Below are 12,694 nucleotides of genomic sequence, written 5' to 3' on the forward strand. Positions count from 1 at the left end.
GACCCTAGGCGGCTCCGCCGACTGTGCGCGTTTCCTGTGGCCGGAGCCACCGGACGGACGCACATGCGCGACCCGAACGGCGTATGGTTGTAATCAAGTAATCATTGCAACTGTAGAGGTGAGAGCAATGGGATACTCGTCGAACAGCCGCAGGTTCGGCCGCAGCGGCGGCTGGCAACAGGCCGAGGCCCCCGACACGCGCGACGTCAGCGACTGGTTCGCCGGACGCCTGCCCGACGACTGGTTCACCGGTCCCCCGACCATCGAGGTCGATCGGGAGGAGATCGTCGTCACCGGCGAACTCGCGCCTCCCGACGACGCCACCCCCGCCGCGGTCGAGGGACGGGTCTCCCGATTCCGCGAGTCGACGCGCTCGCAGCGCATGCAGATCGCCGACGAGGCGGAGGCCCGCTACGGCCGCAAGGTCGCCTGGGGCGTCACGCTCGGCGACCATCACGTCCTCTTCACGCACCTGGCGGTGCCGGTGATGACGCGACTGCGCCAACCCGAACGCAAGGTCCTCGACACCCTCGTCGACGCTGGCGTCGCCCGCTCCCGCGCGGACGCCCTCGCGTGGACGGTCCGCCTCGCCGGCCAGCATGCGGAGGAGTGGCTCGCGGAACTGCGGGACGCGATGCGCAAGGTGGACGACCTGCGCACCGAGGGTCCCCAACTGTAGGGACGGAGGCCACCGATCGGGCTCGTGATCAGCTGCGGATCGACGAACTGACGAAACTCGGTTGCGGGGTCACCACGCCTCCCCTACGGTGGATGGCGCCCTGTTGTCGACGATCGGACGGACCATTGCTCATTCGGAGGTAGTTCCCGCGCGCCGCGTCTTTCGCGTGCGCTCCGCAACCACCCCGTTGGAGCTTTCATGCCTTCACTCGTCCTGTCCGACCTCACTTTCTCCTGGCCCGACGGCGACACCGTGCTCGACGGTGTCGACGCGGTGTTCCCTGCCGGCCGAACGGGCCTCGTCGGCCGCAATGGCGCAGGCAAGTCGACGCTGCTGCGCCTGATCGCGGGCAGACTCACCCCGGATCGTGGTTCCGTCACCGTCGGCGGTGACCTCGCCTATCTGCGACAGGATCTCGCCCTCGACCCCGGGCGCACCGTCGATGCCGTCCTCGGAATCGCGGAGCAGCGTACGGCGTTGCACCGCATCGAATCCGGCGAGGGGACCGATGACGACTACGCCGCGATCGGCTCGCACTGGGACGTCGAGGAACGCGCCGTCGCGACGCTGGACCGCCTCGGCCTCGCGCGCATCGCCCCGACCCCGGAGGCGTTGGGCCGCACCGTCGGAACCCTGTCGGGCGGCGAGACGATGCTCCTCGGCCTGTCGGCGGCGCTGCTCACCGAACCGGACGTCCTCCTGCTCGACGAGCCGACGAACAACCTCGATCTACAGGCGAAATCGCGCCTCTACGCGGCGGTCGAGCAGTTCGCGGGAATCGTCGTGGTCGTGAGCCACGACCGCGAACTGCTGAACCGGATGAACACGACAGCCGAGTTCCGCGACGGCGAATTGCGTTTCTTCGGAGGCAATTTCGACCACTATCGGCAGGTGGTCGAGGCCGAGCAGGAGTCGGCACGCGCCGCCGTCCGAGACGCCCGCGCCGATGTGCGTCGGCAGGGTCGAGAGCTGGTCGAGGCGCAGATCAAGATCGATCGCAGGCAGCGGTACGGGAAGAAGATGGAGTCGAGCCTGCCTCCGATCCTCGCCGGTCAGCGCAAGCGTCAGGCGCAGGAATCGGCGGGCAAGCTGCGGGGCAACCATCAGGGGAAGCTGGACGACGCCCGTCGCACCCTCACCGAGGCGGAGGACGCACTGCGGGAGGACAAGGAGATCCGGATCGACCTGCCCGACAGCGTGGTTCACGCCGGACAACGGGTGCTGGACCTCGATTCCCCTCTGCCGACGGGGCAGCACGTCGAGCTGGGCATCACGGGTCCGGAGCGGATCGCCGTCGTGGGCCGCAACGGAATCGGCAAGACCACGTTGCTCCGCGCGATCGCCGACGCCGTCCCGGCGGTGCCGTGGCGGGTGCTGCCGCAGCGGCTCGACGTCTTCGACGAGTCCCGCACCCTCGCAGAGAACGTCTCGGATGCGGCGCCGCACGCGTCGGGCGAGGAGATCCGGGGCAGATTGGCGCGCTTCCTGTTCCGTGGCCGGGATGCGGATGTGCCCGTGTCGGCGTTGTCGGGTGGCGAACGGTTGCGGGCCGCGTTGGCGACGATCCTGCTGTCCGAGCCGGCGCCACGTCTGCTGATGCTCGACGAGCCGACCAACAACCTCGACCTGCCGAGCCTGGCGCACCTGACGGAGGCATTGACTCAGTTCCGCGGCGCACTGGTCGTGGTGAGCCACGACGTGCCGTTCCTGCGCGACATCGGCATCACGCGATGGCTCGAGTTGGGCGACGACGGCCTCGCGGAGACCGATCCGCTCTAGAGTCGGGCCATGACTGCAGTGCATGCGTTCGGTGACGACGCCCTCGGCGACCTCGATGCGACGGGGGTCGCGGCGCGAATCGCGTCCGGTGAGATCACGTCCCGCGAGGCGGTGGACGCGGCGATCGCCCGCGCCGCCGCCGTGACCGAACTGGCCGCGATCGAGGTTCCCGACTTCGATCGTGCACGCAGCGCCGTGTACCGGCCGGGTCCGTTCGCGGGGGTACCGACGTTCGTGAAGGACAACGTCGACGTCGCGGGGCTGCCGACCGGTGAGGGCAGCGCCGCGTTCACGCCGCGTCCGGCGCGGACGAATGCGCCATCGGCGACTCAGCTGCTCTCGACCGGATTGGTGGCGTTGGGCAAGAGCAGGTTGCCGGAGTTCGGGTTCAGCCCGACCACGGAGTTCGCGAACGCCGAGCCGGTACACAATCCGTGGAATCCGGACTTCTCGTCGGGCGCGTCGTCGGGCGGTGCTGCGGCGCTGGTGGCGTCGGGAGTGGTGCCGATCGCGCACGGCAACGACGGCGGCGGGTCGATCCGCATTCCGGCGGCGGCGTGTGGGCTGGTCGGGTTGAAGCCGACCCGGGGCCGGATGCGGGCGGACAAGAACGACCTGTCGATGCCGGTACGCATCATCGCGCAGGGCGTCGTGACCCGCACCGTCCGCGACTCGGCGAATTACTACGCAGCCGCCGAGCAGCACTACCGCAATCCGGCCCTGCCGCCGATCCGGCTCGTCGAGGGTCCGAGCAGCACCCGACTGCGGGTCGGCGTGGTGATGGACTCCGTGCACGGCACTCCCACCGACGACGACACCCGCGCTGCGGTGCGCGCGACCGCGGATCTGCTGTCCGGCCTCGGCCATCACGTCTCCGAGGCGCCGCTTCCGGTCGGTCCCGAGTTCGTCGACGACTTCAGCATCTATTGGGGTTTCCTGTCCTTCGCGCTCTGCACGGGCGGGAAGCGGATGCTCGGCCCGGACTTCGACAAGGACCGCACCGACAACCTCACCCGGGGCCTGGACGCGCTGTACCGTCGCAACATCGCGAAGACGCCGCAGGTGCTGTACCGGTTGCAGCGGACCGCGTGCCGGGCGAGGCAGCTGTTCGCGACCTACGACGTGATCCTGTCCCCGGTCGTGTCCCACACGACACCGGAGCTCGGGTTCCTCTCCCCCACACAGCCTTTCGACGAGCTGTTCGAGCGGATCGTCACCTACACGGCGTTCACGCCACTGAACAACGCCGCGGGCACGCCCGCGATCTCGCTGCCCCTGCACACCACGTCGACGGGACTGCCGCTCGGGATGCACTTCTCGGCTGCCCACGGCGACGAGCGGACCCTGCTCGAGTTGGCGTTCGAACTCGAACAGGCCCGCCCGTTCGCACGGATCACCGGCTAGCGACCAGCTCGCCGTCCGGCTCGGCCCTGCGGGACAGTGCGCTCGGCCACCACACCCGCGGGCCGATGTCGTAGACGAGGGCGGGCACCAGCAGTGAGCGCACGAGCAGGGCGTCGAGGAGCACACCGAACGCGACGATGAACGCGATCTGCGCCAGGAAGATCAACGGAATCACGGCGAGTGCCGAGAACGTCGCGGCGAGAACGACTCCGGCGGAGGTGATGACGCCGCCGGTGACGGTGAGTCCGCGGAGCACGCCGCGGCGCGTCCCGATCCGGTGCGCTTCCTCGCGGACCCTGGTCATCAGGAAGATGTTGTAGTCGATGCCGAGTGCGACGAGGAAGACGAACGCGAACAGGGGGACGACGGGGTCGGCGCCGGGGAAGCCGAGGATGTGGTTGAACACGATCGACGAAATACCCAGTGTCGCGGCGAAGGACAGGATCACGGTGCCCATGAGCAGCAGCGGCGCGAGCAGGGAGCGCAGCAGCAGGCACAGGATCGCGAGGACCACGAGGCTCACCACCGGGATGATCAGGTTGCGGTCGTGGGTTGCCGTGGTCTTGGTGTCGAGGTCGGTTGCGGTGGGTCCGCCGACGAGTGCGTCGGCGCCGTCGACGGCGTGAACCGAGTCCCGCAGGCGCTTCACGGTGTCCTCGGCGGCGAGCGAGTCGGCGGCGTCGGTCAGCGTCGCCTCGATGGCGACGCGTCCGTCCACGATCAGGGGTGCACCACCGGAAGTCACGACCGTGACGTCCTCGACGCCGGGCACCTCGGCGGCCGTGCGCACCGTGTCGAGGGAGTCGGCGTTCGCGATGATCACGGCGGGCGATCCGCTGCCTGCGTCGAAGTGTTCGCCGAGCACCTGCTGTCCGGCGCTCGAGTCCGCCTCGAACAGGAAGGTGTCGGACTGCGCGATGCCACTGGCCTTGAACTGCGGCAGGAAGAGAGCGAACAGGATCAGCACGAGCGTCGAGCCGACCCAGAATCGGCGGGGGTGCCGTCCGATGCGTGCGGCGAGCTTCGCCCAGAATCCGTGCTGGGCTTCGACTTCCGTATCGCCGGTGTAGCCGGGTCGACGCGGCCAGAACGCGGATCGCCCGAACAGCACGAGTGCCGCGGGCAGGAACGTCATCGACGCGACGAACGAGGCGGCGATGCCGATGGCGGCGACCGGGCCGAGACCGCGATTCGAGTTCAGGTCCGACAGCAGCAGGCACAGGACGCCTGCGATGACGGTGCCCGCGGACGCGGCGACGGGTTCGAGGGTCGCCTTCCACGCGGTCCGCATCGCGGCGTACTTGTCCTCCTGCACGTGCAGTTCCTCCCGGAACCGCGAGACGAGCAGCAGTGCGTAGTCGGTGGCGGCGCCGAACACGAGGATGAACAGGATGCCCTGGCTCTGGCCGTTGAGGGTGATGGCGCCGGCGTCGGCGAGCACGTAGACGAGGAGGCTGGCGAGGACCAGCGCGAACAGTGCGGAGAAGATGACGACGAACGGCAGGATCGGACTGCGGTAGACGACGATGAGGATCAGCATCACGACCGCACCCGCGACGAGGATCAGCAGTCCGTCGATGCCCGCGAACGCCGAGCTGAGGTCCGCGGCGGTGCCCGCCGGGCCGGTGACGTGAACCGTCAGGCCGTCGGGCGCGTCCGCGAGGGCGTCCCGCAGTTGGGTGACGGTGTCTTTGACCTCGCCTGTGCTGTCGACGGGGACGAACACCTGCAGCGCCTGGCCGTCCTGCGACGGGAGCGGCGGCGACACCTGCGGCCCGAAGCCCTCTGTTCCCGCGAGCACTCCGGTGCGGTCGGCGAGGAACGCGGTGTCGGCGTCCTGGATTCCGCCGTCGCGTTCGGCGACGACGATGGCGGGCACGAATGTGGTGTCCTGGAAGCCACTCTCGAGTCGCGCGACCTCCGTGGCTTCGGCGGATGCGGGCAGGAACGATGTGGGGTCGTTCGACTGCACGTCCGTGAGCTTGCCCGCGAAGGGCCCGCCCATCCCGGCTAGTGCGAGCCACGCGAGGATCAGCAGAGCTGGCAGAATCCAGCGCAGTCGCCGAGTCCGGGTGGGTGCCGTGGTTGTCACGATCGTCCTCTCGAGGGATCCGGTGCAATGTCCGATTCGTGATTTTGCTCAGCCTGCTGAACAAATGCAACCCCGGGAGGACGAGATGGGTCCCGACGCCATCGACACCTGGCCCACCGGCCGACTGCTGTCCACCGCGGCACGGCTCGTCGAGCACTCCTGGGAGTCGGTGCTCCGCGCACACGACCTCACCCACGCCGGGCTCTTCGTCCTGCACGCGGCGTCCCGCGCACCGGCGTCGCAACGCGAACTCGCCCGCACCGCCCGCGTCACCGACCAGACGATGAGCCGTACCGTCGAGAAGCTCGAACGCGCCGGCTACGTCACCCGCGAGACGGATGTCGCCGACGAGCGCCGCAAACTGGTCACCGTCACCGACACGGGGCGCGACGTGTACGGGCGGCTGATCGACCTCGAACGCGACGACGCCACTCTCACCGCAGCCGTCGGAGACGCGTCGGCCCTGCGTACCCAACTCCTCGCCCTCGTCCGAGCGCTGCAGCCCCCTGCCGACCGCTCGTGACGCGGGGGGACCCGACGTCGGCCGACGGAAAAGTCCCACACCCGATTCGGGTGTGGGACTTTTCACATCGTCGATGGTGTGGACGCGCTGCCAGGACAGGCGCGTTCACACACGACCTGTCAGGACTGCGATGCCAGTCCTGCACCGACCGCGACCGCGATCAGGCCAAGTCCCGCGATGCCGGCGAAATAGCTGATGGCGGCGAGGCCGTCATCTTCGGACGAACCCATGCTTGAACTCCTTCTGAACGGGGATGCTGCTCACCGGCGTCAGGGTGCCGAATACTGCTGGGCTACCGGCTCGCAGGGTCATTGCTACCCGCATGACCGCCCACCCGCAAGGCCTGGAACCTGGCAAATTCCTCGGAAACCGTTTTCGGCGTGAGCATTCACCTCGAACACCTTGGCACCATGGTCCGGTGAACTCGTACTGGGCCGACTGGTCGGCGTACCTCCCCCTCGCACTGGCGGCGCTGCTCGTCCTGTGGCGTCCGCTGTGGAATCTGACGCGGCACGTGGTGACGCTGGCGCACGAGGCGGGGCATGCGATCGCCGCGGTCGCGACGGGGCGCCGACTCACCGGCATCCGCCTGCACTCCGACACCTCGGGGCTGACCCTCTCCCGCGGCAAGCCACGCGGTCCGGGCATGGTGGTGACGGCTGCCGCCGGCTATCTCGCCCCGTCACTGCTCGGCCTCGCGGGCGCCGCCCTCATCGCCGCCGGACGCCTGCCGATCCTCCTGTGGGGCGCCGTGGCACTGATCGTCGCGATGATCCCGTTCATCCGCAACGTCTTCGGGTTCCTCGTCCTCGTCGCCGCGGGCGGAGCCGTCGGCGTCGTCGCCTGGTACGGCTCCGACACCCTGCAGCTGCACTTCGCCTACACCGCGATCTGGCTGCTGCTCGCGGGCAACCTCCGCACCATCGTCGAAGCGGCCCGCACCCGCAGCGGGCACTCCGACCTCGACCAGCTCCGCCGGCTCACCCACCTTCCCCGATTCCTGTGGACGGCAACGCTCATGGCAATTGCCGTCGGCACCGGCGTCCTCGCGTGGCGGGCGCAGTACATGGCGTGACGGGCGAAACCTTCTTTCCACTATTGAACATTCGTCCACATTCGGGTTTGCGGCCCTGTTAACTCGTGGGCGAGTCAGCCATGCCCACCCCTTCCCCGAGGAACGAGGACACATGACGGAGTTCAACGGAATCGATCGACGCCATTTCCTGACCGGTGCCGCGGCCGCGGGCGCCGCTGTTCCGCTCGCCGCGATGCTGCCGTCCATCGCGTCCGCGGCCGACACCGGCAGCGCAGATTCCCTGTCCGCCGCCGTGGCCGGTACCGGAAGCGCCGATGCCCCGTTCCCCACCGACCTCGACAAGTTCGACTTTCCCACCGAGTCGACGCTCCGCGTCCTCCTCTGCGGTGACGCAGGTACCGGGGCGCCGCCGCAGTGGGCGGTGGCCGATGCGATTCGCGACCTCCACGCCCGCGAACCCCTCTCCATGGCGCTGGGCCTCGGCGACAACATCTACGAAAGCGGCCCGACCAGCGACACCGACACCCAGTTCGCCACCAAGTTCGAGGACCCGAACCACGGCCTCGACTTCCCGTGGGTGATGGCACTGGGCAACCACGACAACAGCGCGGTCTTTCCCGGCGACGGCGGCTGGCTGGGACGGGGCGACGAGGAGGTCGACTACCACCGGCGCTCCCGGAAGTGGTGGATGCCCAGCCGGTACTACTCGGTGCGGCTGCCCGAGCAGAACCCGGTTGTCGAGTTCTTCGTCCTCGACCTCAACCCGCTCGCCGCGTACCTTCCGCCGCTGCTCTCGCCGTACTGGGCACCCGACGGACAGTTCATGACAGAGCAGCGGGCCTGGCTCGACGCCGCGATCTCCTCGTCGACGGCGAAGTGGAAGATCGCGGTCACCCATCATCCGTACCTCAGCAACGGATCCCACGGCGATGCCGGCATGTACGACGGGATCCCCATCGAACCGCTGAACGGCGTTCACGCGAAGCGGTTCTACGAGGATCACGTCGTCGGCCGATGCAACCTCATCCTGTCCGGGCACGATCACTCGATGCAGATCCTCGAGCCGACGACGGCGTCCAAGGGAACCCGTCAGATCGTGTGCGGCGCATCGGCGAAGAACAGCCACGGCAAGGCCGGCTCCGCCGTCGATCGCCCGAACCTCTTTCAGAACTACACAGACGTCGGATTCATGGTGCTGGACCTCGACCCGGACGCCGTCACCGTCCGGGTGTACACGGTGGACATCGCCACCGCGACGTCGACGATGACGTTCGAGCGTCGCCTGGCCTGATCGACCGACCGTCGCACCGGCGCACGTTCGAGCCGGCTGCGACGGCCCGTCAGCCGGGCCTCGCCGAACGGGGCGCCTACGCGGTGGCGGCGTCGGCCGCGTCGTTGATCGACGTGATGACGTCGACGAGCTTGCGCGTCTGGTCTAGGTCGAACAACTGCGTCGGCCCCTGGGGTGCGGTGTCGGTGAACGGCGCCTCGAAGAGCAGACTCGGATCCATCTGGCCGTGCCGCGTCAGATGACTGACGACCAGGTTGACGAAATCGATCTGGCTCACGGTCGCGGTGCGTCCGGCGAGGAACTCGGCGAACGCCTCCTGCACGGCCTTCTGATCGAGGCCGACGAGCGAGCGGATGAACCGGCCGAGTCCGTGAGCATTCTCGACCGCGCGCGCGAGGTCCTCGGGTTCGCCCGCGCCGCTGCTCGCGAGCAGCCCTTCGAGGGAGTCCAGATCCGCTGCGGTGAGCGCCTTCCCCGACCTCACCTTCTGCAGGGCCAGGTTGTCGGGCTGGCGACGCAGGTAGTCCCGCACCTTCGCCGTGTAGCGCTCCACATCGGTGCCGGACCGCATCTCCGGCATGTCCCGCTCGACGACTTCACCAAGCGTGTCGGTGAAGTCGGTGTAGACGACGACCCGCTTCTTCTTCTCCAACAGTCCGACGATGGAGCGGAGTTCGCGCCGCGCGTGTTCGAGCATCTCGACGGTGACGTCCTCCCACCATTCGTCGCTCGCCACGTCCCGCAGGAGTTCCTCCTTGGCCTTGACCTTGGGGATGGCAAGCCCCTCGTCGAGAAGCCCGTCGGCGACCCCGCGGATCGTGTCTGCGTATCGGGTCACCGTTCCGTCGGCGACCACGACGGCCAACTGTCCGCGCAGCACGACGAGGTCGAACCGCTTCGCCATCTCGTCCGTGTCGCGGACCGTGGTCGGCAGCCCGGCGAGGTTCTCGACGATCTCGGCGGCCTGCCGTTCGGTGACGGATTCCCACGCTGCCCGATCCGCATACCTCTCCACCTCGCGGCGGCGAGAGCGGACGATGAAGTTGTCCAGCCGCATCCCCGCAACCTGCCCGTGCAGCAGGTCGGCGGTGTCGCGGCGTAGCACCGGTGCGGATCCGGACCGGTCGAGCGCGGCAAGCAGTTCGGTGCGGGTGGTGAACAGTCGCTGCGAAAGAGACGGGGCGAGAGCGCCTTCCGATGCGTCGGGGTTCTGCTCGAAGTAGTCGAAATTGCCGCACACGTCGAAGATGAAGAAGTCGGTCTTGTCCTGCCCGGGGCCGTAGAGGTCGGGCCGCAGGCGGGTACCGCGGCCCACCATCTGCCAGAACTTGGACTTCGAGCGCACCGGCTTGAAGAACACCAGGTTCACGACCTCGGGGACGTCGATGCCGGTGTCGAGCATGTCGACGGAGATCGCGATGTGCGGTTCCTGGTCCGGCTGAGAGAACTTGTCGATGAGGTCCTGGCTGAAGTTGACCGAGTGGGTGATGACGCGCGCGAAGGAACCCTTGAACTCGGGGTAGTTGGCGTCGAACCGGTCGGCGACGAACTGCGCGTGCCGCTCGTTCTTCGCGAAGACGATGGTCTTGCCGAGCCGGTCGCCACCCGCGACGCGATGCCCGTGGGTCATCAGGGTCTCGAGCACCTTGTCGACGGTGTCGGTGTTGAACAGCCACTTGTTGACGGCCTCCGCCTGGACGGCGTCGGGGATTTCGTCGTCGGCGACGTCGTCGCCCCAGTCGATGGACTCGTACCGCTTCTTCTCCTCGTCGGTGAGTGCGGCGTAATGGATGCCCTGCAGCGGGAACGTCAACGGCACGGACACCGCACGCGGTGGGACGAGGAACTTGTCCTCGATGGCCTGGTCGAGCGAATAGTCGTTCGTCGGGACACCGGTTTCGAGGTGGAACAGCTGATAGGTGTTGAAGTCCACCTCGTCCTTCGGGGTCGCGGTGAGCCCGAGGAGCAGCGAGTCGAAGTATCGGAAGATGTGCCGGTACTTCTGGTACACCGAGCGGTGCGCCTCGTCGATGACAACGAGGTCGAAGTAGCCGGGTCCGAACTTCCTGGTGCCACCGTCGGTTTCGTCGATGAGGCCCATCATCGTCGGGTAGGTGGAGACGTAGACGCGGCCCTCGGTGTTCTTGTCGGTCAGCAGATTCACCGGCGACGAGTCGGGCAGGTGCGTCTTGAAGGCGCCGACGGCCTGCTTGACGAGGGCCTTGCGGTCGGCGAGGAACAGCACCCGCTTGACCCAGTTGGCACGCATGAGCATGTCGGCGAGCGCAACGACGGTGCGGGTCTTGCCGGAGCCGGTGGCCATGACAAGCAGCGCGGCCCTGTGGTTCTCGTTCTCGAACCGTTCGGTGACGGCACGGATCGCCTTCTCCTGGTAGGGCCGGCCTGCGATCTCCTGCGGGACGGGGATCTCGGCGAGCGGCTTCCGCGAAGCGCGCCGGGAGACGAGCAGTTCGAGTTCGTCGCGGGTGTGGAAGCCGGCAACATCCCGCGGCGGGTAGCGCGTGTCGTCCCAGAAGAGGTGTTCGAAACCGTTGCTGTAGTAGATGACGGGGCGACGGCCCGTCATTTGTTCGAGGCAGTCGGCATAGAGCTTCGCCTGCTGCTTCCCGGCGACCGGGTCCACGGACGTCTTCTTCGCCTCGACGACGGCGAGCGGCAGACCGTCCGCACCCCACAGCACATAGTCCGCGAAACCGTTCTTGCCCTCGGGCATTCCGGTGACCGGGTATTCACGGTCCCGCTTCTGATCGAGCGCCCATCCGGCCTCATGGAGCATGAGGTCGACGAGGTCACGACGGGTCTGTGCCTCGTCGTAGTCGTGGGTGTCGGGGGTTGCGGCACTCGCCGCCTGCGCGGCTGCGATCTGGGCGCGCAGTTCCGCGACGAGCTGCTCGTAGCTGGCCTTCTCGAGTACGGCTGTCTCGGCGGCCTCGTCGCGGGCCTTCAGCTGCGCGACGAGGTCCTGCTTCTCCGCCTCGGACTTCTCGAGCTGAGCGTCCTTGGCGGCCATCTCCGCTTCGAGCTTGCCGAGCTGCGCGACCGTCTTCGCGACGGCGGCACCACCACCGGGCTTGGGCAACCGATCGGGGTCGAACTGTTGCTGCGGCGACGGCTTGCTCGACGGCTGCGTGGCGTAGCTGCGGGCCAGCCAGGACAGGATGTGGAACAGCTCGGCGAGCGCCTTCTGACCGGCGTCCTTGGACACCGGCTTGGCTTCGTGGACGGCGGTGTTGCCGAGCTTCCTGATGAGGTCCATCTTCGACACGAGCGTGTGGCCGACCACGCCGACGAACTTCCCGTCGTGCAGCCGGGCAGCGAGGTCTGACTTGTACGGCTCGGGCAGGTTCTGGGTTCGGTAGATCCACTTGACCGTGTGCTCGACGGTGCGGCGCACGTAGAAGCAGGTCGTGCGCGGGTCGAAAAGCGCGTCACGCTCCGCCTTCTTGGCCTCGGCGTGCAGTTGCGGCCATTCGGCCTGCAGGAAGTCGAAGTTCCCCACCATGGACCCGCAGTCCTCTCCAAGCTCGTGTGCGCAAGGCGCAGTGACGTGTCCGTTCCGTGCTGATCTTGGCACAGGCGTCCGAGCTTTCCCGGAGCCGGCGAACGTTACGGCGAGAGTCCGACAGGTCGCCCGGCGAGAGCATCGCAGAAAACTTGTCGGTGGGCTCTGTCATTCTGTCCGGCTCTCGCAAATGCGAGACGCGTCGACTGCGACGCACCATCTCCACAGGAGCACGACATGACCGAGCCCTTCCCCGCCTGTATTCTATACAACTCTGACGCTGCCGAACACCTTACCGGCTTCGAATCTTACTGCTCTGCCTAAATGAAAACATAAACCAACGCGTAGAAATAAATTAAACAAATAA

Annotated in this window: 8 protein-coding genes; 6 read left to right on the forward strand and 2 right to left on the reverse strand. The window is 67.7% G+C overall.

The genetic code is table 11. The features are described 5' to 3' along the window. Positions 1 to 127 precede the first annotated feature (127 nt). The 3 genes from abmR to FFS72_RS17685 all read left to right on the forward strand — a co-directional run bounded on the left by abmR (position 128) and on the right by FFS72_RS17685 (position 3,862). Positions 128 to 679 (forward strand): ATP-binding transcription factor AbmR, encoded by a 552-nt coding sequence (gene abmR / locus FFS72_RS17675; protein WP_137875142.1) that lies wholly within the window; start codon positions 128 to 130, stop codon positions 677 to 679. A 198-nt stretch (positions 680 to 877) separates the two neighbouring features. Beyond that, the gene (locus FFS72_RS17680; protein ID WP_137875143.1) at positions 878 to 2,458 is read left to right on the forward strand and encodes an ABC-F family ATP-binding cassette domain-containing protein; all 1,581 of its coding nucleotides are present in this window, start codon (positions 878 to 880) and stop codon (positions 2,456 to 2,458) included. Positions 2,459 to 2,467: 9 nt separating this feature from the next. After that, positions 2,468 to 3,862 (forward strand): amidase, encoded by a 1,395-nt coding sequence (locus FFS72_RS17685; protein ID WP_137875144.1) that lies wholly within the window; start codon positions 2,468 to 2,470, stop codon positions 3,860 to 3,862. Here FFS72_RS17685 and FFS72_RS17690 read toward each other — a convergent pair. Beyond that, the gene (locus tag FFS72_RS17690; RefSeq protein WP_137875156.1) at positions 3,852 to 5,894 is read right to left on the reverse strand and encodes an MMPL family transporter; all 2,043 of its coding nucleotides are present in this window, start codon (positions 5,892 to 5,894) and stop codon (positions 3,852 to 3,854) included. The two genes, FFS72_RS17685 and FFS72_RS17690, sit on opposite strands and share 11 nt — an antisense overlap. Positions 5,895 to 6,039: 145 nt before the next feature. Here FFS72_RS17690 and FFS72_RS17695 point away from each other — a divergent pair, with 145 nt between their 5' ends. From FFS72_RS17695 to FFS72_RS17705, 3 genes are all read left to right on the forward strand, one after another. Beyond that, positions 6,040 to 6,477, forward strand: coding sequence for a MarR family winged helix-turn-helix transcriptional regulator (locus tag FFS72_RS17695; RefSeq protein WP_137875145.1), 438 nt, complete (start codon positions 6,040 to 6,042; stop codon positions 6,475 to 6,477). A 418-nt stretch (positions 6,478 to 6,895) separates the two neighbouring features. Beyond that, the gene (locus tag FFS72_RS17700) at positions 6,896 to 7,552 is read left to right on the forward strand and encodes a M50 family metallopeptidase (RefSeq protein ID WP_137875146.1); all 657 of its coding nucleotides are present in this window, start codon (positions 6,896 to 6,898) and stop codon (positions 7,550 to 7,552) included. A 112-nt stretch (positions 7,553 to 7,664) separates the two neighbouring features. Continuing rightward, positions 7,665 to 8,804 (forward strand): metallophosphoesterase, encoded by a 1,140-nt coding sequence (locus FFS72_RS17705; RefSeq protein ID WP_137875147.1) that lies wholly within the window; start codon positions 7,665 to 7,667, stop codon positions 8,802 to 8,804. A gap of 76 nt (positions 8,805 to 8,880) precedes the next feature. On the opposite strand, the gene FFS72_RS17710 is transcribed toward FFS72_RS17705, so the two are convergent. After that, positions 8,881 to 12,327 carry a DEAD/DEAH box helicase family protein gene (locus FFS72_RS17710; protein ID WP_137875148.1) on the reverse strand — a complete coding sequence of 1,149 codons (3,447 nt, stop codon included), beginning with the start codon at positions 12,325 to 12,327 and terminating at the stop codon, positions 8,881 to 8,883. Positions 12,328 to 12,694: the final 367 nt, after the last annotated feature.

It is taken from the genome of Rhodococcus sp. Q, assembly GCF_005503035.1.
Lineage (GTDB): Bacteria > Actinomycetota > Actinomycetes > Mycobacteriales > Mycobacteriaceae > Rhodococcus_G.